This is a genomic window from Janibacter sp. Y6, assembly GCF_040900765.1.
Lineage (GTDB): Bacteria > Actinomycetota > Actinomycetes > Actinomycetales > Dermatophilaceae > Marihabitans > Marihabitans melonis.
In genome coordinates this window covers 964729-985761 of sequence record NZ_JAKLYZ010000001.1, presented here as the reverse complement: position 1 = coordinate 985761, position 21033 = coordinate 964729, and the positions used below count along the sequence as shown (strand labels likewise).

17 protein-coding genes are annotated in these 21033 nt (G+C 72.7%); 16 read left to right on the top strand and 1 reads right to left on the bottom strand.

The genetic code is table 11. The annotated features are described in order from the left end of the window. Positions 1-94: 94 nt before the first annotated feature. From argS to L6241_RS04525, 10 genes are all read left to right on the top strand, one after another. Positions 95-1738, top strand: coding sequence for an arginine--tRNA ligase (gene argS, locus L6241_RS04570; RefSeq protein WP_368245058.1), 1644 nt, complete (start codon positions 95-97; stop codon positions 1736-1738). A 16-nt stretch (positions 1739-1754) separates the two neighbouring features. Beyond that, complete coding sequence (gene lysA / locus L6241_RS04565) at positions 1755-3206, top strand: diaminopimelate decarboxylase (RefSeq protein WP_068278010.1); 1452 nt, start codon at positions 1755-1757, stop codon at positions 3204-3206. 20 nt (positions 3207-3226) lie between these two features. After that, positions 3227-4564 (top strand): homoserine dehydrogenase, encoded by a 1338-nt coding sequence (locus tag L6241_RS04560; RefSeq protein WP_229299284.1) that lies wholly within the window; start codon positions 3227-3229, stop codon positions 4562-4564. A gap of 4 nt (positions 4565-4568) precedes the next feature. Continuing rightward, positions 4569-5669 (top strand): threonine synthase, encoded by a 1101-nt coding sequence (gene thrC / locus L6241_RS04555; RefSeq protein WP_191680374.1) that lies wholly within the window; start codon positions 4569-4571, stop codon positions 5667-5669. Between the two features lie 11 nt (positions 5670-5680). After that, a complete protein-coding gene (gene thrB / locus L6241_RS04550; protein WP_368245056.1) occupies positions 5681-6697 on the top strand; it encodes a homoserine kinase in 1017 nt (338 codons plus the stop codon). Positions 6698-6948: 251 nt separating this feature from the next. Next, positions 6949-8856, top strand: coding sequence for a transcription termination factor Rho (gene rho, locus L6241_RS04545; protein WP_368245152.1), 1908 nt, complete (start codon positions 6949-6951; stop codon positions 8854-8856). Between the two features lie 173 nt (positions 8857-9029). Then, positions 9030-9404 (top strand): response regulator transcription factor, encoded by a 375-nt coding sequence (locus L6241_RS04540; protein WP_201467442.1) that lies wholly within the window; start codon positions 9030-9032, stop codon positions 9402-9404. Position 9405: 1 nt separating this feature from the next. After that, the gene (locus L6241_RS04535) at positions 9406-10521 is read left to right on the top strand and encodes a HEAT repeat domain-containing protein (protein WP_368245055.1); all 1116 of its coding nucleotides are present in this window, start codon (positions 9406-9408) and stop codon (positions 10519-10521) included. Continuing rightward, entirely contained in the window at positions 10521-11972 is a 1452-nt protein-coding gene (locus L6241_RS04530) for a glycosyltransferase family 2 protein (protein ID WP_368245053.1), read from the top strand. Before L6241_RS04535 ends, L6241_RS04530 begins: the two co-directional genes overlap by 1 nt. After that, positions 11972-13999 (top strand): ATP-binding protein, encoded by a 2028-nt coding sequence (locus tag L6241_RS04525; RefSeq protein ID WP_368245052.1) that lies wholly within the window; start codon positions 11972-11974, stop codon positions 13997-13999. The genes L6241_RS04530 and L6241_RS04525 overlap by 1 nt, the downstream gene beginning before the upstream one ends. Here L6241_RS04525 and L6241_RS04520 read toward each other — a convergent pair. Beyond that, on the bottom strand, positions 13929-14492 hold the full coding sequence (locus tag L6241_RS04520) for a GNAT family N-acetyltransferase (RefSeq protein ID WP_368245050.1): 564 nt from the start codon (positions 14490-14492) through the stop codon (positions 13929-13931). The two genes, L6241_RS04525 and L6241_RS04520, sit on opposite strands and share 71 nt — an antisense overlap. Positions 14493-14699: 207 nt before the next feature. Here L6241_RS04520 and rpmE point away from each other — a divergent pair, with 207 nt between their 5' ends. The 6 genes from rpmE to L6241_RS04490 all read left to right on the top strand — a co-directional run bounded on the left by rpmE (position 14700) and on the right by L6241_RS04490 (position 20470). Beyond that, positions 14700-14915 (top strand): 50S ribosomal protein L31, encoded by a 216-nt coding sequence (rpmE, locus tag L6241_RS04515; RefSeq protein ID WP_068277874.1) that lies wholly within the window; start codon positions 14700-14702, stop codon positions 14913-14915. A gap of 87 nt (positions 14916-15002) precedes the next feature. Then, on the top strand, positions 15003-16088 hold the full coding sequence (prfA, locus tag L6241_RS04510; RefSeq protein WP_368245047.1) for a peptide chain release factor 1: 1086 nt from the start codon (positions 15003-15005) through the stop codon (positions 16086-16088). Further along, the gene (prmC, locus tag L6241_RS04505) at positions 16085-16981 is read left to right on the top strand and encodes a peptide chain release factor N(5)-glutamine methyltransferase (RefSeq protein ID WP_368245045.1); all 897 of its coding nucleotides are present in this window, start codon (positions 16085-16087) and stop codon (positions 16979-16981) included. The genes prfA and prmC overlap by 4 nt, the downstream gene beginning before the upstream one ends. Positions 16982-17252: 271 nt before the next feature. Continuing rightward, positions 17253-17999 (top strand): L-threonylcarbamoyladenylate synthase, encoded by a 747-nt coding sequence (locus L6241_RS04500; RefSeq protein ID WP_368245043.1) that lies wholly within the window; start codon positions 17253-17255, stop codon positions 17997-17999. Continuing rightward, positions 17996-19273 carry a serine hydroxymethyltransferase gene (gene glyA / locus L6241_RS04495; RefSeq protein WP_251719208.1) on the top strand — a complete coding sequence of 426 codons (1278 nt, stop codon included), beginning with the start codon at positions 17996-17998 and terminating at the stop codon, positions 19271-19273. The genes L6241_RS04500 and glyA overlap by 4 nt, the downstream gene beginning before the upstream one ends. Positions 19274-19330: 57 nt before the next feature. Further along, positions 19331-20470, top strand: a complete 1140-nt coding sequence (locus L6241_RS04490) for an MraY family glycosyltransferase (protein WP_368245041.1) — start codon at positions 19331-19333, stop codon at positions 20468-20470. Positions 20471-21033 lie beyond the last annotated feature (563 nt).

Sequence of the window (21033 nt, the reverse complement as noted above, 5' to 3'; positions counted from 1 at the left end):
GCGCGGGCCGGGGCCTCGCATCCGCACCACCGGGGCACCCGGCCGTGCTGGACACCCGCCCGGGCCCCGCGCCACGGCTCCTAGACTCCTGCGGGTGACCCCCGAAGAGCTCGCCACCGCGATCCGTCATGCCTTGACCGCTGCCGTCGACGCCGGTGACCTCGCCGTCGAGGTCCCCGACGTCGTGCGCGTCGAGCGACCCAAGGCCAAGGGCCACGGCGACTGGAGCACCAACGTCGCGATGCAGCTGGCGAAGGGGGCCGGTCGGCCCCCGCGCGACGTCGCGACCGTCATCGCCGACCACCTCGGCCGCGCGGACGGCGTCGCCGAGGTCGAGGTCGCCGGTCCCGGCTTCCTCAACATCACCCTCGACGCCGCGAGCGCCGGCGAGCTGGCCCGCACCGTCGTCGAGGCCGGTGACACCTTCGGCCACGGCACGAGCGAGTCCGGGCGCACGATCAACCTCGAGTTCATCTCGGCCAACCCGACCGGCCCGCTGCACATCGGCCACACCCGCTGGGCCGCGCTCGGCGACGCGATGCGCCGGCTGCTCCAGGCCACCGGCGCCGACGTCACGGCCGAGTACTACATCAACGACGCGGGCGCGCAGATGGACAAGTTCGGCGCCTCCGTCCTCGCGAGCATGCGCGGCGAGCCCACCCCGGAGGGCGGCTACCCCGGCGCCTACGTCGACGACCTCGCCGCGACCGTGCGCGAGCAGCGCCCCGACGCCGCCGACCTGCCCGACGGCGAAGCCCTGCCGCTCGTGCGCTCGCTGGCCTACCAGGCCCAGCTGGGCGACATCCAGCAGACCCTCTCCGACTTCGGCGTGCACTTCGACGTGTGGTTCTCCGAGGCCGAGCTGCACGACGGCGGCGCCGTCGACGGCGCGGTCGCCCGGCTGCGCGAGCAGGGCCACGTCTACGACGAGGGCGGCGCCGTCTGGCTGCGCACCACCGACTTCGGCGACGACAAGGACCGCGTCCTCATCCGCGCCGACGGCATCCCGACGTACTTCGCCGCCGACGCCGCGTACTACCTGAGCAAGAAGGACCGCGGCTACGACGAGAAGATCTACCTCCTCGGCGCAGACCACCACGGCTACATCGGCCGGCTCAAGGCCATCGCGGCGTGCGCGGGCGACGACCCGCAGCACAACATCGAGGTCAAGATCGGCCAGCTGGTCAACCTCGGCGGCGCGAAGCTGTCCAAGCGCGCCGGCAACATCATCGAGCTGCGCGACCTCGTGTCGTGGATCGGCGCCGACGCCGTGCGCTACAACCTCGAGCGCTACCCGGCCGACAGCCCCCTCTCGCTCGACGGCGAGGAGCTGCGCAAGCAGACCAACGACAACCCGGTCTTCTACGTCCAGTACGCCCACGCCCGCACGGCCAACGTCACGCGCCTGGCGATCGAGGACGGCGTGCTGCGCGAGGAGGGCTTCGCCCCCGAGCTGCTCGTCGACCCGACCGAGGCCGCGCTCCTGGCGATCATCGGCGACTTCCCCCGCGTCGTCGCCCAGGCGGCCGAGCTGCTCGAGCCGCACCGCGTCTCGCGCTACCTCGAGGACCTCGCCACCCGCTACCACAAGTGGTACGACACCTGCCGCGTGCGCCCCCTTCGCGACGAGGAGGTCACCGACACCCACCGCACCCGGCTGTGGCTCAACGACGCCACCCGCCAGGTGCTCGCCAACGGCCTGACCCTGCTCGGGGTCTCCGCACCGGACCGGATGTGACCTCATGGCTCTGAACATGCGCGCCCACGAGGCCGGCGCCCTCCACGCCGAGGGCTACGGCGCCGCCCCGCACTGGCTGCCCTACCCCAACGACGTCATGGAGCTGCTCCCGCAGCTGTGGTCGAAGGGGGTCACCCGCGGTGACGACGGCGTCCTCGCCGTCGCGGGGGTGCCCGTCACGCAGATCGCCCGCGACTTCGGCACGGCGGCCTACGTCGTCGACGAGGACGACTTCCGCGCCCGGGCCCGCGCCTTCGCCGACGACTTCACCCGCCCCTTCGTCGCCGTCTGCGGCGGGGCCGACGTCTACTACGCGGGCAAGGCCTTCCTGTGCTCCGCCGTCGCGCGGTGGGTCATGGAGGAGGGGCTGAGCCTCGACGTGTGCAGCGGCGGCGAGCTCGCCGTCGCCCAGCGCGTCGGCTTCCCGCCCGAGCGGCTCGCGCTGCACGGCAACAACAAGAGCCTCGCCGAGATCCGTCAGGCCCTGTCCTACGGCGTCGGGCGCATCGTCCTGGACTCCCTCGAGGAGGTCGAGCGGGTCGCGCAGGTCGCTACCGAGCTCGGCGTCGTCGCCCCCGTCATGGTGCGCGTCACCGTCGGCGTCGAGGCGCACACCCACGAGTTCATCGCCACGGCCCACGAGGACCAGAAGTTCGGCTTCTCCCTCGCCTCCGGCTCCGCCGCCGAGGCGATCGAGGCCGTCCTCGCGCACGACGGCGTGCTCGACCTGCGCGGTGTGCACAGCCACATCGGCAGCCAGATCTTCGACGTCTCCGGCTTCGAGATCGCCGCCCGCCGCCTCGTCGGGCTGCACGTCGCCGTCCTGCAGGAGCACGGGCTGCACATGCCCGAGATGGACCTCGGCGGCGGCTACGGCATCGCCTACACCTCCGAGCACGACCCGATGACCCCCGCGCACCTCGGCGCCGACATGGCGGCCGTCTGCGACCGCGAGATGCGCGTGCTCGACGAGCTCGTCGAGGGCGACGCCCCCGCGCCGCGCCCGCGCATCTCCATCGAGCCCGGCCGCGCCATCGCCGGCCCGAGCACCCTCTCGCTGTACGAGGTCGGCACCGTCAAGCAGGTGCAGGTCACCGGCGACGCCGTGCGCACCTACGTCAGCGTCGACGGCGGCATGAGCGACAACGTGCGCACCGCCCTCTACGGCGCCGACTACTCGTGCACGCTCGCCGGCCGCAGCTCCGAGGCCGCGCCCGCCGTGACCCGTGTCGTCGGCCGCCACTGCGAGAGCGGTGACATCGTCGTCATGGACGAGTACCTGCCGGCCGACGTCGGCCCCGGCGACCTGCTCGCGGTGCCCGGCACCGGCGCGTACTGCCGCAGCCTGTCGAGCCAGTACAACCACACCCCTCGTCCGCCGGTGATCGCGGTGCGGGACGGCCGGGCACGGGTGATCGTGCGTCGCGAGACTGTCGAGGACATCCTCGCGCTGGACGTCGACGAGTGATGGACCAAGGAGGAGCTGGCATGGACAGCGACAAGACCCCGATCCGGGTCGCCCTGCTCGGGTGCGGCACCGTGGGCGGCGCCGTGGCCCAGAAGCTCACCGGCAACGCCGCCGAGCTGGCGGCCCGCGTCGGACGCCCGATCGAGCTCGTCGGCATCGCCGTGCGGCGCGCCGGGCGCGACCGCAGCGAGCTCGGGCTCGACCCCGCGCTCTTCACCACCGACGCCGAGGGCCTGGTGACCCGCGCCGACATCGTCGTCGAGGTCATCGGCGGCATCGACCCCGCCCGCGGGCTCATCCTGCGCGCGATGGAGCACGGCGCGAGCGTCGTCACCGCCAACAAGGCGCTCCTCGCCGAGGACGGCCCGACGCTCTACGCCGCCGCCGACGCGGCCGGCGTCGACCTGTACTACGAGGCCGCCGTCGCCGGCGCGATCCCGATCCTGCGGCCGATCCACGAGTCGCTCGCCGGCGACGACGTGCGCCGCGTCATCGGCATCGTCAACGGCACGACGAACTTCGTCCTCGACGCGATGGACACCACCGGCGCGGGCTTCGGCGAGACCGTCGAGCGTGCCCAGGCCCTCGGCTACGCCGAGGCCGACCCGACCGCCGACGTCGAGGGCTTCGACGCCGCGGCGAAGGCCGCGATCCTCGCCTCCCTCGCCTTCCACACCCGTGTCTCGAGCGCCGACGTCTACCGCGAGGGCATCACCGAGGTCACCGCGAGCGACATCCGCGCCGCCCGCGAGATGGGCTGCGTCGTCAAGCTCCTCGCCATCTGCGAGCGCACGAGCGACGACGGCGGCACCGAGGGCATCTCGGTGCGCGTGCACCCGGCGATGATCCCGCGCACGCACCCGCTCGCCGCCGTCCGAGAGGCGTACAACGCCGTCTTCGTCGGCGCCGACGCCGCGGGCGAGCTGATGTTCTACGGCCAGGGCGCCGGTGGCGACCCGACGGCCAGCGCGGTCCTCGGCGACGTCGTCGCCGTCGCCCGCCACCACGTCTCCGGCGGCCGCGGCCCGGGCGAGATCGCCTACGCCGACCTGCCGGTCCTGCCCATGGGCAGCGCCCTCACGCGCTACCACATCAGCCTCGACGTGGCCGACCGCCCGGGCGTGCTCGCCGTGGTCGCCCAGGCCTTCGCCGAGCACGACGTCTCCATCGAGACCGTGCGCCAGCAGGTCGTCGTCGACGAGGACGGCGAGCCCGGGGGAGAGCCCACCTCTCACGCCCAGCTCATCGTCGTCACCCACATGGCGCCCGACGCCGCGCTCGCCGCGACCGTCGACGCCCTCGCCGCCCTCCCCGCTGTCGGCGATGTCACCTCGGTCATGCGGGTCGAAGGGAGCTAGCGCCGTGGCGCACCAGTGGCGCGGGGTCATCCGCGAGTACGCCGACCGTCTGCCCATGCTCACGGGGGCGCCGGTCGTCACCCTGCACGAGGGCGGCACCCCGCTCATCGAGGCCGAGCAGCTCTCGGAGCGCGTCGGCGCCCGCGTGCTCGTCAAGTACGAGGGGCTCAACCCCACCGGCTCCTTCAAGGACCGCGGCATGACGACCGCGATGTCCATGGCGGCGAAGTCCGGCGCGAAGGCCGTCATCTGCGCCTCGACCGGCAACACGAGCGCCTCCGCGGCCGCCTACGCGACGAAGGCCGGCATGACGTGCGCCGTCCTCGTGCCCGAGGGCAAGATCGCCATGGGCAAGCTGAGCCAGGCCATCGCGCACGGCGCGACGCTGCTCCAGGTCGACGGCAACTTCGACGGCTGCCTCGACGTCGCGCGCAAGCTCGCCGAGACCTACCCCGTCGAGCTCGTCAACTCCGTCAACCCCGCGCGCATCGAGGGCCAGAAGACCGCGTCCTTCGAGATCGTCGACGCGCTCGGCGACGCCCCGGACATCCACGTCCTGCCCGTCGGCAACGCCGGCAACATCACCGCGTACTGGCGCGGCTACCGCGAGTACGCCGAGCCCACCGAGGGCGTCTCCGGCGAGCTCGCCCCCGTCGCGACGCGCACCCCGGCCATGTGGGGCTTCCAGGCCGCCGGCGCGGCCCCGCTCGTCCACGGCCACCCCGTCGACGACCCGGAGACCATCGCGACGGCGATCCGCATCGGCAACCCCGCGTCGTGGCACCAGGCCGTGCAGGCCCGCGACGACAGCGGCGGTCTCATCGACTCCGTCACCGACGCCGAGATCCTCCAGGCCCACCGGCTGCTGTCCTCGACCGAGGGCATCTTCGTCGAGCCCGCGAGCGCGGCGAGCGTCGCCGGCCTGCTCAAGCAGCACGCCGCCGGCGCCGTCCCGTCGGGCGCGACGATCGTGTGCACCGTCACCGGCCACGGTCTCAAGGACCCGCAGTGGGCCCTGCGCACCGCTGACGGCGACGAGGTCGAGCCGGTCCGGGTGACCGCGGAGGCCTTCGAGGTCGCGCGCGCGCTCGGTCTCGACGGGTGAGCACCCCCGCGATGAGCACCGTGGGGACGAGCACCGCCGACGTCGCGGCCGCCGCGTGGCGTGAGCCGCGGGCCGGCGCGAGCGTCACCGTCCGCGTGCCCGCGTCGAGCGCCAACCTCGGCCCGGGCTTCGACAGCGTCGGCATCGCGCTCGGCGTCTGGGACGAGTGCACGGTCACCGTCACCGAGCAGCCCGGTGTCGTCGTCGAGGTGAGCGGCGAAGGGGAGGGGGCCGTCCCCCTCGACGCGTCGCACCTCGTCGTGCGCAGCCTCGCGGCGACGACCGCGCACCTCGGTCTGCCGACCCCGGCCGGCCTGCACCTGCGCTGCGCCAACGCCGTGCCGCACAGCCGCGGGCTCGGCTCCTCCGCCACCGCCATCGTCACCGGCGCCCTCGCGGCCGCCGCCCTGTGCTGCCCGCAGGCCACCCCCTTCGACGACGCGGCGGACCCCGACGTCCGCTCGCGGCTGCTCGACGTCGTCAACCAGGTCGCGAGCACCCTCGAGGGCCACCCCGACAACGCCTCCGCGAGCGTCTACGGGGGAGCGACGGTATCGGTGATGACGCCCGGTGACGCCGGGCCGATCACCGCGACGACGCGGCTGCCCCTGCACGACGACGTCGCCGTCCTCGTGTGCGTGCCGAGCACCCGGCTGAGCACGGCGCTCGCGCGCAGCGTGCTGCCGGAGTCGGTCTCGCTGTCGACCGCCGCGCAGAGCACCGCCCGCGGGGCCCTGCTCGTCCACGCGCTGACCAACGACCCGTCCGCGCTCATGGCGGGCACGGTCGACGTGCTCCACCAGGAGCACCGCCGCGCGAGCTATCCCGCGGCGATGTCGCTCGTCGACGAGCTGCGCGCGCACGGCCACGCCGGCGTCATCTCCGGGGCCGGACCGTCGGTCCTCGTGCTCACGACGAGCACCCGGGTCGAGCAGGCCCGCGTCGTCGCGCAGAGCACGCCCGGCTGGCGTGTGCTGTCCCCAGATGTGCCGGATGACGGGTGCGCCGTCGTCACGGTGATACATTGAGGACAGCTCCACGAGCCCCGGCGCCTCCCGTGCGCTGAGCTGGGCGGAGCCTCTCACCACCAGCAGGTTCGCCCGGTCCTCGGGCGCGCAGCGGTGGCACTCCTTGAGACCCCGCACTTGACGGGGCGCACCTGGCCTGCCCCTGAGCAGGCACGAGCGAGGGGAAAGGATCCTTCGTGACCGACACCATCACCGGCGAGCCCGGCGCCACCGCCGAGCAGCCCCCGCGCCGATCCGGCGCCCTGAGCGCGATGCGCCTGGCCCAGCTCCAGCAGCTCGCGAGCAGCATGGGCATCTCCGGCACCGCGAAGATGCGCAAGAGCGACCTCGTCGCCGCCATCAAGACCAAGCAGTCCGGCTCCGGCTCGGCCCCCCAGGCCCCCGCGGCCGAGCAGGGCGAGACCCCCGCCGAGGCGAAGGGGGAGCGCGCCGAGCCGCGCCGCCGCCGCGCCGAGCGCCCCGAGGGCTCCGGCCAGGGCGGCGACAGCGCCCCCCAGGCCCGCGACGAGCAGCCCGCCCGCGAGGAGCAGGCCCGCGAGCGTGCGCAGGGCGAGGACTCCCGCGGCGGCCGCGAGCAGCGCGAGAGCCGTCGCGACGACAGCCAGCAGGGCGAGCAGCGCGAGCAGCGCCGTGACCGTCAGCAGGGCGACCGCCAGCAGGGCGACCGCAACGAGTCCCGCGGCGACCGCCAGCAGGGCGGCAACGAGTCCCGCGGCGAGCGTCAGCAGGGCGACCGCCAGCAGGGCGGCAACGACTCCCGCGGCGAGCGTCGTGACGAGCGTCGTGACGACCGCCAGGGCAGCCGCGACCAGGGCGGCGCGCAGGGCAACCGCGACCGTCAGCAGGGCAGCAACGGCCCCCGTGACGACGACGAGGAGGGTGGCCGCCGCCGTCGCAACCGCGGTCGCAACCGCGGTCGCGACAAGCGCCGCGGCGGTGCCGGTGGCGGTCAGGACCAGGAGGAGGTGCAGGTCCACGACGACGACGTGCTCGTCCCGGCGGCCGGCATCCTCGACGTCCTCGACAACTACGCCTTCGTGCGCACGAGCGGGTACCTGCCCGGCAGCAACGACGTCTACGTCCCGCTCGGCATGGTCAAGCGCCACGGCCTGCGCAAGGGCGACGCCGTGACCGGCAAGGTGCGCACGAGCACCGACGGCGAGGGCATGCACACGGTCGGCGGCAAGAACAACCGCCAGAAGTACAACCCGCTCGTCAGCCTCGACACCGTCAACGGCATGACGCCCGACGACGCCCGTCGTCGTCCGGAGTTCGGCAAGCTCACGCCGCTCTACCCGCAGGAGCGCCTGCGCCTCGAGACCGAGCACAACGTCCTCACGACGCGGATGATCGACCTCGTCGCCCCCATCGGCAAGGGCCAGCGCGGGCTCATCGTCGCCCCGGCCAAGGCCGGCAAGACGATGGTGATGCAGTCCATCGCCAACGCGATCACGACGAACAACCCCGAGTGCCACCTCATGGTCGTCCTCGTCGACGAGCGTCCCGAAGAGGTCACCGACATGCAGCGGGCCGTCAAGGGCGAGGTCATCTCCTCGACCTTCGACCGCCCGGCCGACGACCACACGACGGTCGCCGAGCTGGCCATCGAGCGGGCCAAGCGCCTCGTCGAGATGGGTCACGACGTCGTCGTGCTGCTCGACTCGATCACCAAGCTCGGCCGCGCCTACAACCTCGCGGCCCCCGCGAGCGGGCGCATCCTCTCCGGTGGTGTCGACTCGGCCGCGCTCTACCCGCCGAAGAAGTTCTTCGGCGCCGCGCGCAACATCGAGGACGGCGGCTCGCTGACGATCCTCGCGACGGCGCTCGTCGAGACCGGCTCGCGCATGGACGAGGTGATCTTCGAGGAGTTCAAGGGCACCGGCAACATGGAGCTCAAGCTCGACCGTGGGCTGGCCAACCGCCGCATCTTCCCCGCGGTCGACATCAACGCCTCGGGCACCCGGCGCGAGGAGATCCTCCTCGCCCCCGAGGAGCTGAAGATCATGTGGAAGCTGCGCCGTGTCCTCGCGGCCCTCGACCAGCAGCAGGGCGTCGAACTCCTCATCGACCGGCTGAAGAAGACCAAGACGAACTACGAGTTCCTCGTCCAGGTCTCGCAGAACAGCTCGATCAAGATGGACGACGACGAGATGGCCTGACCCGGGCCGACGCGACCCGGGTCTCGCCGGACGAAGGGGGACCGTCACCGCGAGGTGGCGGTCCCCCTTCGCGTCCCGGCGCGTCGTGGGCGGCCGGTCGAGGGCGCACGGTCCGGCAGGTACGATCGCCGCATCCACGGCCCACGCCACACCAGATCTGGGGAGCTCAGCGCATGGCGGAGCAGACGGTCGTCGTCGCCGACGACGACGACGACATCCGGGACCTCGTCGCCTTCAAGCTCGAGAACGCCGGGTACGAGGTGATCTCCGTGGCTGACGGCGACTCCGCCTGGGACCGCGTGCGCGAGGTGCGCCCGACCCTGGCCGTCCTCGACGTCATGATGCCGGGCATGTCGGGTCTGGACGTGCTGCGCGAGATCCGCGCCGACGAGAGCCTGGCCGAGACGAAGGTCATCCTCCTCACCGCCCGCTCGCGCGACGTCGACGTCGACGCGGGCTTCAGCTCCGGGGCCGACGACTACCTCACCAAGCCCTTCAGCCCGCGCGAGCTCGTCCACCGGGTGAGCTCCCTCCTCGCCCGCGGCTGACATGCCCGACCTCGTCGTCAGCGCCTGGGTGCTGCGGCTGTCGCTGTGGATCATGGCCGTCACGGCCGTGCTGCTCGCCGCGACGATCGTCCTCGCCCGGATCCAGCGTCGCCGCAAGGCGGCCCGCGACCGCCGCCAGATCGACCCCATCCGTCGCGACGTCCTCACCATCGCCTCCGGCGACGACGAGGACGGCAGCTCCGCGCAGCGCCTCCTGTCCGTGCCGCTCAGCGGTCTCGAGGCGGTCGACGGCTACCTCGTCTCTCTCCTGTCGAAGGTCCGCGGCGCCCCGGCCCAGCAGCTCGTCGGCCTGCTCCAGCGCCACGGCGTCGTGCGCCGGGCCCGCGACGGTCTCGCCTCGTCCTCCGGCACCCGCCGTGCCCGCTCCGCGTGGGCGATCGGGCTCATGCGCGTCGAGGGGGAGGCCCGCTCCGTCGCGCCCCTGCTCCAGGACAGCGACCGCGGCGCGGCCGTGACCGCCGCCCGCGCGCTCGGCATGCTGCGCGAGGACGTCGCCGCCGGCCCGCTGCTGCGCTCGGTCAAGCCCGCCCGCCGTGGCCGCGGCGCGCTGCCGGCCTGGGTCGTCACCGAGGCCCTCGCCCAGCTCGGCCCGGGCACCGCCGACACCGTCGGCGCCGCGCTGCTCAGCGACGACCCGACGACCCGCGCCGTCGCCGCGCGCGCGATCGGCGTCGCCCAGCACGTCTCGCAGCGCGAGTCCCTGCGCTCGCTGCTCGCCACCGAGGAGGACCAGACCGTGCTCGCCGCCGTCGCCGAGGCCCTGGGCCGCGTGGGCCGACCCGACGACATCCCGTCGCTCGTCGACCTCGCCGCCCCCGGCCACCACCAGACGGTGCGGCTCTCCGCCGTCCGCGCGCTCTCCGAGCTCGGCGGGCGCGCCTCCGTGGCCGCGCTCGGGGACCTGCTCTCCGACGAGGACGCCCGTGTCGGCGAGCTCGCCGCGCAGTCCCTCGTCGACCTCGACGCCCCCGGGATCGCCGCCCTCCACGAGGTCGCCGAGCGCACCTCTGACGAGGACGACGTCACCCGCGCCGCGACGAGCTACGGCATGGCCCTGCTCGAGCTGCGCGCCGGCGCCGGGACCGGTGGTCGTTGATGGACTGGCTCGACCCCCTTCGCCCGGTCGTCGAGACGATCTTCTCCGTCATCGCGCTGCCCGTCCTCGTCTACTTCCTCGTCATCAACACGAGCTATCTCGTGCTCGTCGTCATGTCGAGCCTGGAGTTCCGCCGCTCGATGCGCCAGCTGCCCTATGCAGGCCGTGAGGAGCTCGTGGGCTCCGGTCTCGTGCCCGGTGTCTCCGTCGTCGCCCCGATGCACAACGAGGAGGTGGGAATCCGGGTCGCGGTGCAGTCGATGCTCGCGCTGCACTACCCGCGCCACGAGGTCATCGTCGTCGACGACGGCAGCACCGACGGCGGCTTCGAAGTGCTGCGCGAGACCTTCGACCTCGTCGAGATCCCGCGGCGCATGCCCGACGACATCACCGTGCGCGAGCAGCCGACGTCGGTGCACGTCCCGCGCAACGGCCGGACCCGTCTCACCGTCATCCGCAAGGCCAACTCCGGTCGCTCGGACTCGATGAACGTCGGCATCAACTACGCCTCGCAGGACCTCGTCGTCTTCGTCGACTCGGACTCGATCCTCGACCCCGACGCGCTGCTGTCGGTCGTCAAGCCCTTCGCCGACGACCCGGTGCGCATGGTCGCCGCGGGCGGCGTCATCCGCGCGGTCAACGGCTGCCTCGTGCGCGGGGGCCGTGTCACCGAGGTGCGGATGCCGCGGAACTGGTTCGCCCGGATCCAGGTCGTCGAGTACCTGCGCGCATTCCACCTCGGCCGCTCCGGCTGGTCCCGCCTGAAGTCGCTCATCCTCATCAGCGGCGCCTTCGGCATCTTCCGCCGCGACGTGCTCGTCGAGGTCGGCGGGCTCGACCCGAGCAGCATCGGCGAGGACTTCGAGCTCGTGCTGCGGGTGCACAAGCACCTGCGCCGGCAGAAGCGCGACTACCGCGTGCAGTTCATCAACGAGCCGATCTGCTGGACCGAGGTCCCCGAGTCGGCGAAGGTCCTGCGCAAGCAGCGCGCCCGCTGGCACCGCGGGCTGTGGGAGACGCTGTGGGCCTACCGCGGCATGCTCTTCAACCCGCGCTACGGACGGGTCGGCATGATCGCCCTGCCGTACTACTGGCTCTTCGAGCTCATCGCCCCCGCGCTCGAGCTCTTCGGGCTCGTCCTCGTCGTCCCCGGCACGCTGCTCGGGGTCATCGACGTCTCCTACTTCCTGCTCTTCATGGCCGTCGCGTACGTCTACGCCGCGCTCGTGACGCTCGCCGCGATGACCGTCGAGGAGCTGAGCTTCCACAAGTACCCGCGCTGGCGCGACCTGCTGAGCACGCTCGCCGCGGCGGTCGTGGAGAACGTCGGGTACCGGCAGGCCACGGCCGTGTGGCGCATCGAGGGCTGGGTGCAGAGCCTCACCGGTCGCAAGCAGGTGTGGGGCACGATGACCCGCACCGGCTTCGACACCGGTGAGGGCAAGGGCTGATGAGCCCCCGGGACACCGTTGCTCGGGTCCTCGAGCGGCTCGTGCTCCTCCTGTCTGCCGTCATCCTCGCGATCTCGCTGCTGTCAGCAGGGGCAGTGGTGTACATCCGGCACGAGGTGACGACGACCGCGACCCGCTTCACACCTCTCATCGACGCGAGCAGCAGGATCCGTCTCGTCATCACCGATGCGCAGTCCGAGTACCGCGGCTACCTGCTGACCAGAGATCCTCGCTACCTCGACCGCTACCGCGCCGACCGTGCTGAGTTCCGCAAGGAGACCACGGCGTTCCGGGAGATCGCTCCGGGCGAGGTCGGGGGGACTCAGATGGACGCGCTCGTCGAGGCCGGCGAGAAGTGGTTCTCCGCGGTCGACGTCCAGGTCGCTCGAGTGGCCTCGGGGCGACCCGGTCGACTGGCCTCGACGGCCGGGACCTTCGACCAGGTCGAGACGGCCCATGACGAGCTCGTGGCGGAGGTGAGCGCTGCCCGTGAAGACCGACGAGACCGGTATCGGGCAGCGATGAGCATCTCTCTTGTCGCGATCATCCTCGCCAGCCTCGTCGCGCTCAGCACGACCCTGCGCCAGAGCTGGAAGGTGCGGCGCTATCTCACCTCCCCCCTTCGCTCCCTCTACAGCACCGTCGTCAACCACGAGGCCGGCGCCGTCGCCGCTCGCGCCGACACGACCCGCGGTGCCCAGGAGGTCCGGGCCGTCGCGACCGCCTTCAACTCCCTCGCCGAGGTCAACGACTCGATGCGCCGCGAGCGCGAGCGCCAGCTCGACCTCTACCGGCTCACCAGCCGGGTCGTCGGCCAGCTCTCGCGGCGCGACGACGAGACCGACGGGACGTGGGACGACGCCTGCCGCGAGCTCTCGGCCCGGCTCGGCGTCGACGCCACGACGATCTACGAGATCGAGGGCGACGAGATCGTCACCGTCGGCAGCTACCGCTCGCCGTCGGCCGACTTCACCCCGCTGCTCGTCGACATCTCTGTTCCGGCGCTGCGCGAGATGCTCGCGGACGTCCCCGCGCTCTTCGGCCACACGCCGGACGAGATCTTCGCCCTCTTCCCTGACCGGCTGGCCGGCACCGCCGGCCTCCACGGGGTGCGCGCATGGGTGCTGCACCCGCTCGTCGTCTCGGGCGAGGTCGTCGGCATCCTGTCGATCGCCGCGATGCGCGAGCACCACTGGGAGGCCTCGGAGGAGCAGGCCATCCGACGCGTCGCCGAGTACGCCGGGCACGCCCTCGCCGAGCGGCGCGTCGTCGCCGAGCTCTCCGCGCTGGACGCCCAGAAGTCCGACTTCGTCGCGACGACGAGCCACGAGCTGCGCACCCCGCTCACCTCGATCGCCGGCTACCTCGAGCTCATCGAGGACGGCGACTTCGGGCCGCTGCAGCCCCGTCAGGCCCACGCGCTCGAGGTCATCTCGCGCAACGTCTCGCGGCTGCGCCTGCTCATCGACGAGCTGCTCCTGCTCAACCGCCTCGACAGCGGCGCTGCCGGTGCCGAGCGCCGGGTCCTCGACATGCGTCTGCTCGTCACCTCCGTCGGCGAGTCGATGAAGCCTGTCGCCGACGCGGCGGGCGTCGAGCTCGTCGTGAGCACCGGCACCCACTCGCAGCCGGTCGAGGTCGAGCGCGACCAGGTGGAGCGGGCCATCGGCAACCTCACGAGCAACGGCGTGAAGTTCACCCCGCGCGGCGGCCGCGTCGAGCTGCGCATCGAGGCCGACGACGCGTGGGTCCGCGTCATCTGCCGCGACACCGGCATGGGCATCCCCGACGAGGACCAGGCGCACCTCTTCCAGCGCTTCTACCGGGCGAGCAACGCCCGCGAGCAGCAGGTGCAGGGCACCGGCCTGGGCCTCGTCATCGTCGAGACGATCGCGCGCATGCACGGCGGCCGTGTCGTCCTCGAGTCAAGCGTCGGCGTCGGCACGACCGTGACGGTCACCCTGCCTCGGGCGGGGTCGGCTCACGCGTCAGCCGAGCCCGCATCTCCGGGAACTGCGACGGCGTGAAGCCGAGCGCCTCGTACATCGGGGCGCCCTCGGCCGTCGCGTTGAGCGTGACGACCTCGACCCGGGTGGACTGCGTGAACCAGTCGAGGACCCCTTCGACGCAGGCCTGAGAGAGCCCGCGACGCCGGTGGCTCGGGAAGGTCGCGACATTCGTCAGCAGCCCCCCGACGTCACCGCGACGGGTCGGGGAGGGCATGAGGTCGACGACCTGGCCCATGGCGCACGAGACGACGGCGCCCCCGACGTCGGCAACGACGACGGCGACCCCAGCGTCGTCGAGGTGCAGCTGGAGCCACCGGGCGGCGTCGGCGCGCCACCGGGGGTCGTAGAGGTCCTCGTTCGGAGTGCCCATGGCCTCGAACATAAGGATGCGCAGCTCGATGACCGAGCCGATGTCGGCGGCGGTCGCGGCCCGCACGACCGAGCCCTCCACCGGCCCGGGGCGCTCCTCGAGGGCGGGTCGGCGGTCACGGCGCAGCGGTCGTCGGGCCATGCCCGCATGATGCCGCACCGGTCCGAGCGGCCGTCGGGGCGGTCGGGGAATGCCGCGCGGGCGGGCGCGGTTATGGACCACGTCAGATCCTCTGGCAGAATCACCCGTTGGACCGGTTCACGGCTGGCGCCTCGAGCGCAGGACCTGCACCGCACGCATCCCAGATGCGGTGGGCCCGCCGACCCGGATGAGATCCAAGGAGATCACGTGAAGAAGGACATCCACCCCAGCTACGCGGAGACCACGGTCTCCTGCACCTGCGGCAACGAGTTCACGACGCGCAGCACCGCCGACGGCGGCCGCATCCGCGTCGAGGTCTGCAGCGCCTGCCACCCGTTCTACACGGGCAAGCAGAAGCTCATGGACTCCGGTGGCCGCGTCGCCCGCTTCCAGAAGCGTTACGGCCAGACCGCCGCGAAGTAACGCCTCCGACGCGCCGGTCAGCGATCACGCTGGCCGGCGCGTCGTCGTCTCCGCACCCCTGTCGTCCACCTCCCGGAGGTCCCTGCCGTGCTCGACCCGTCGTCCTCTGGGCAGAGCCTCGTCGACGAGCACGCGGCCCTCGAGGCCCAGCTCGGCGACCCGGAGGTCGTCGGCGACCCCGAGCGGCTGCGCGAGATCAACTCGCGCTACGCCCGGCTCGGCCCGGTCGTCGCCGCGCACGCCGAGTGGGTCGGCGCGGGCGAGGACCTCGAGGCCGCCCGTGAGCTCGCGCAGGAGGACCCCTCCTTCGCCGAAGAGCTCCCCGCGCTCGCCGAGCGGCTCGAGCAGGCCGAGGACCGGCTGCGCCGGCTGCTCATCCCGCGCGACCCCGACGACGACCGCGATGTCATCCTCGAGGTCAAGGCGGGCGAAGGGGGAGCCGAGTCGGCCCTCTTCGCCGGTGACCTCCTGCGGATGTACCTCCGCCACGCGGAGAAGCACGGCTGGCGCACCGAGATCCTCGACTCCACCGAGTCCGACCTCGGCGGCTACAAGGACGTGCAGGTCGCGATCAGCTCGCGCGGCACCCCGGCGCCGGGCGAGGCCCCGTGGGCCCGCCTCAAGTATGAAGGGGGGGTCCACCGCGTCCAGCGCGTCCCCGTCACCGAGAGCCAGGGGCGCATCCACACCTCCGCCGCCGGGGTGTGGGTCATGCCCGACGTCGGCGATGTCGTGACGGTCGACATCGCGCCGAACGACCTCAAGATCGACGTGTACCGCTCGAGCGGCCCGGGTGGCCAGAGCGTCAACACGACCGACTCCGCCGTGCGGATCACCCACCTGCCCACCGGCCTGGTCGTCTCGTGCCAGAACGAGAAGTCGCAGCTGCAGAACAAGGAGTCGGCGATGCGCGTGCTGCGCGCCCGGCTGCACCAGCTGGCGGTCGACGAGGCCGCGGCCGAGGCGGCCGACGCCCGGCGCAGCCAGGTGCGCACCGTGGACCGCTCCGAGCGGATCCGCACGTACAACTTCCCGGAGAACCGGATCTCCGACCACCGCACCGGCTTCAAGGCGCACAACCTCGACAGCGTGCTCGACGGCGACCTCGACGCCGTCGTCGACTCCGCGGTCGCGGCCGACGAGGCCGCCCAGCTCGCCGCCCTCGACGGATGAGCCGTCCGCTGCGCGACGTCGTGCGCGCGGCCGAGGCCGAGCTCGCCGCGGCGGGCATCTCCTCCGCCCGCACCGACGCGGTCCTGCTCCTCGCCCACGTCCTCGACGTGGGGCGCGGCGAGGTCGAGCGTCGGCTGCTCCTGGGCTCCGACCTCGACGCCGCCGCGGCCGGGCGTCTCGAGGGGCTCGTCGCCGAGCGCGCCCGCCGGGTGCCGCTGCAGCACCTCACGGGGGCCGCGCCCTTCCGTCACCTCGAGCTCGCGGTCGGCCCCGGGGTCTTCGTGCCCCGGCCCGAGACCGAGCTCGCCGTCGACCTCGTCCTCGCCGAGCTCTCCCGCCGGGAGGGCGAAGGGGGAGGCGCCCCCGTCGTCGTCGACCTGTGCACCGGGTCGGGCGCGCTCGCGCTCGCGGTGGCCGACGAGGCCCCCGGGGCGGAGGTCGTCGCGGTGGAGCTGAGCCCAGAGGCCGTGGCCTGGGCGCGGCACAACGTCGAGCGCACCGGGCTCTCGGTGCGCGTCGTCGAGGGCGACGCGTCCGCCGACCCCCGGTCGATCGAGGAGGTCGCCGACCTCGTCGGCACGGTCGACGTCGTCGTGAGCAACCCGCCGTACATCCCCGACGGTGCCGTGCCGGTCGACCCGGAGGTCGCCGAGCACGACCCTGGCATCGCGCTCTACGGGCGCAGCGCCGACGGGCTCGCCGTGCCGGTCGCCGTCGCCGCGAGCGCGGCCCTGCTGCTGCGCCCCGGCGGGCTGCTCGTCATGGAGCACGCCGACACCCAGGGCGAGAGCCTGCCGCGCGCGATCGCCGCGACCGGGCTGTGGTCAGAGGTCGACGACGTCGATGACCTCACCGGTCGGCCCCGGATGACGCGGGCCCGTCGTCTGCCCTGAGCCGCCCGCAGACGCAGCGAGGCCCCGCCGGCAGGGAGTTCGGCGGGGCTTCGTGCGTCGCGGTCGCGTCAGACGCGAGCGAGGATCCAGATGAGCAGCGCGATGATCGCGAGCACGCCGACGATGGTCCAGATGGTCCCGGAACCACGCATGAAGATCTCCTCTCGATGGGTGACGGGGGCGTCACGTGGCCCGAACCTAGAGGGTCAGCCGCGTCCGTGGGGCGAAGGGGGGAGGGGGCATCTGAGCCACGCCCCATAGGGTGTGCCCCATGAGCCCCGTCGTCGACGCCACCTCGCCGGACAGCCGCGAGGACGCCATCACGACGACCGCTGACGCGGTGCGCGCCGGAGAGGTCGTCGTCATCCCCACCGACACCGTCTACGGCATCGGCTGCGACGCCTTCTCGGCGGAGGCGGTCCAGGCCGTCCTCGACGCCAAGGGTCGCGGTCGCGACATGCCGCCCCCGGTCCTCGTGCCCGACCAACGCACCCTCGACGGCCTGGCCCGCGACGTGCCGGCCTGGGTGCGCGACCTCGTCGAGGCCGAGTGGCCCGGGCCGCTCACCGTCGTCGTGCACGCCCAGCCCTCCCTGCACTGGGACCTTGGAGAGACCCGCGGCACCGTGGCCCTGCGCATGCCCGACGACGAGCTGGCGCTCGCCGTCCTCGCCGAGGTCGGACCGATGGCCGTGACGAGCGCGAACCGCACCGGCGAGCCGCCGGCCCGCACCGCGGTCGAGGCCGCCTCGCAGCTCGGGGCGTCGGTCGCCGTCTACCTCGACGGCGGGCCCCGTCCCAGCGGCGAGCCGTCGACGATCGTCGACTGCACCGGCGACGAGCCGGTCATCCTGCGCAGCGGGGCGCTGCCGGCCTCGCGGGTGCGCCAGGTCTTCGCCGACGCCCAGCCGGCCGAGCCGCCCCCGCCGTCCGCCTCCGTGGACGACACCTCCACGACCCAACTCGACACCAGCGACACCGACAGCGACACCGCAGAGAGCGAAGGACCCACGCGATGACCGACGACACCTTCTACGGCTCCGACTTCGGGGGCCTGCGCGCCTTCGACCCCGAGATCGCCGACGTGCTCCTCTCCGAGCTCGGCCGGATCCGCTCGGGCCTGCAGCTCATCGCCAGCGAGAACCTCTCGAGCCCCGAGGTGCTCACCGCGCTCGGCTCGACGCTGTCGAACAAGTACGCCGAGGGCTACCCCGGCCGGCGCTACTACGGCGGCTGCAGCGAGGTCGACAAGGCCGAGCAGCTCGCCATCGACCGGTGCAAGGCGCTCTTCGACGCCGACCACGCCAACGTCCAGGCGCACTCCGGTGCCAGCGCGAACCAGGCCGTGTACGGCGCCTTCCTCACGCCGGGCGAGAAGATCCTCGCGATGTCGCTGCCCCACGGCGGCCACCTCACGCACGGCACGAAGGTCTCCTTCTCCGGCAAGTGGTTCGACGCCGTCCACTACGGCGTGCACCCCGAGACCGAGGACGTCGACTACGACGAGATGGAGCGCCTGGCCAAGGAGCACCGCCCGAAGGTCATCTGCGCCGGTGGCTCGGCCATCCCGCGTCTCATCGACTTCGAGCGCATCCGCGCCATCGCCGACGAGGTCGGCGCGATCTTCTGGGTCGACGCGGCCCACTTCATCGGTCTCGTGGCGGGCAAGGCGATCCCCAGCCCCGTCCCCTTCGCCGACGTCGTGACCTTCACGACCCACAAGGTCCTGCGCGGCCCCCGCTCCGGTGCCCTCGTCTGCAAGGCCGAGCACGCGGCCGCGCTCGACAAGGCGATCTTCCCGATGATGCAGGGCGGGCCGCAGATGCACACGATCGCGGCCAAGGCCGTGAACTTCAAGGAGTGCGCGAGCCCGGAGTACGCCGACTACACCCGGCGCGTCATCACCAACTCCCAGGCGCTCGCGGCCGGCCTGGCCGAGCGCGGCATCCGCCCGACGACCGGTGGCACCGACACGCACCTCGCACTGCTCGACCTCCAGGGTGTCGGCGTGACGGGCAAGGACGCCGAGGCGCGCGCCGACGCGGCCGGGATCGTGCTCAACAAGAACGCCATCCCCAACGACCCGCAGAAGCCGGGCATCGCCTCGGGCGTGCGCGTCGGCACCCCGTGCGTCACGACCCAGGGCATGGGCGAGGCCGAGATGGCGACCATCGCCGAGCTCATCCACGTCGCCGTCACCCAGGGCGACGCCGACCCCGAGCACGCCGTGAGCCAGCAGGTGCGCGCGGGCGTCGACGAGCTCGTCACCGCCTTCCCCGCCTACCCTCGCTGAGCCGGGCCCGACCGGGCCCGCGGCTGACCACATCACCAGTGACGACGGAGGCGGCGCGTGCGTGAGTACCTGCTCGTCGTCCTCGTGGCGCTGGCGACGACCTACCTGTGCGTGCCCGCCATGCGGGCGATCGCGGTGCGGACCGGGGCGTACACCCCGGTCCGCAGCCGCGACGTGCACACCGTGCCGATCCCGCGGCTCGGGGGAGTGGCGATCCTCATGGGGTACGCCGCCGCGACGCTGCTCGCGTGGCGCCTGCCCTTCCTCTCGCAGGTCTTCGAGACGCGAGAGCTCGTCGGGGTGCTCGCCGCCGGGGCGGTCGTCTGCCTCGTCGGCGCGATCGACGACGTCCGCGACCTCGACCCGGCGACGAAGCTGGGCGGTCAGCTCCTCGCCGCCGGGATCATGGCCTTCTCGGGGGTGCAGTTCTTCTCGTTGCCGCTCGGGGTCGTCACGGTCCTGCCGGCGCCGGTCCTCGTCATCCTGACGATCTTCGTCGTCGTCCTCGCGACGAACGCGGTGAACTTCATCGACGGGCTCGACGGGCTCGCCGCGGGGACGGTCGCGATCGCGGCGGGGTCGTTCTTCGTCTACAGCTACATCATCTCGGCGTCGTACAACCCGCCGAACGTCTTCAGCTCGGCGACCTTCATCTCCGCCGCGATGCTCGGGTGCTGCCTGGGCTTCCTGCCGCACAACTTCTTCCCCGCCCGGCTCTTCATGGGCGACAGCGGGGCGCTCCTGCTGGGGCTGCTCCTCGCGGCCGCGACGATCAGCACGACCGGTGCGGTCAACCCGAGCCAGGTGAGCGACAACCCGGTCGCGGCGACGATCCTGCCGCTGCTCGTGCCGATCGCGATCATGCTGCTGCCGCTGCTCGACGTGCTCTTCGCCGTCGTGCGCCGCACCGCACGGGGCCAGAGCCCCTTCCACCCCGACGCCCAGCACCTGCACCACCGCATGCTGCGGATCGGCCACGGCCACCGCCGCGCGGTGCTCCTGCTGTGGTGGTGGGCCTTCGTCGTCGCCGCCGGCTCGGTGAGCTTCGTCGTCGTCCAGCCCGCTGAGCTCGCGGCGGCCGGGGTCCTCGCCCTGCTCGCCGTCGCCGTCGTCCTCACAGTGTGGCTCCCGCGCTTCTCCCGCCCCGGCCACCGCCCGAAGACCTTCGACCGCCACGGCCGCCGCCTCGACGCCTGACCGCCCCTGGCTGGTCGAGGTGCGAGCGTCAGCGAGCCCCGAGACCCTCGTCGCTGGGTCGAGGTGCGACGAAGGAGCCTCGAGACCACGTCGACTCCATCGCTGGTCGAGGTGCGACGAAGGAGCCTCGAGACCACGTCGCTGCTCGGGAAGTTGGCAGATGCTCGTGCTGCAACCGGCGCGGGCGCCAATTTCTCGGGGGTGGGTGGTCTCGAGGCTCAGGCCTGGCGGCCTTCGCACCTCGACCAGCGAGAGGGCGTTGGCGGTCGAGGTGGGAGCGTCAGCGAGCCCTGAGACGACCCGTGTGCTCGGGAAGTTGGCAGATGCTCGTGCTGCAACCGGCGCGGGCGCCAATTTCTCGGGGGCGGGTGGTCTCGAGGCTCAGGCCTGGCGGCCTTCGCACCTCGACCAGCGAGAGGGCGTTGGCGGTCGAGGTGCGAGCGTCAGCGAGCCTCGAGACCACCGAGTGCTCGAGATGTTGGCGGGTGCTGGTGCTGCAACCGGTGCTGGTGCCAACTTCTCGGGGGAGGCGTGGTGTCGAGGCTTGGGGGTGGGGGGCTTCG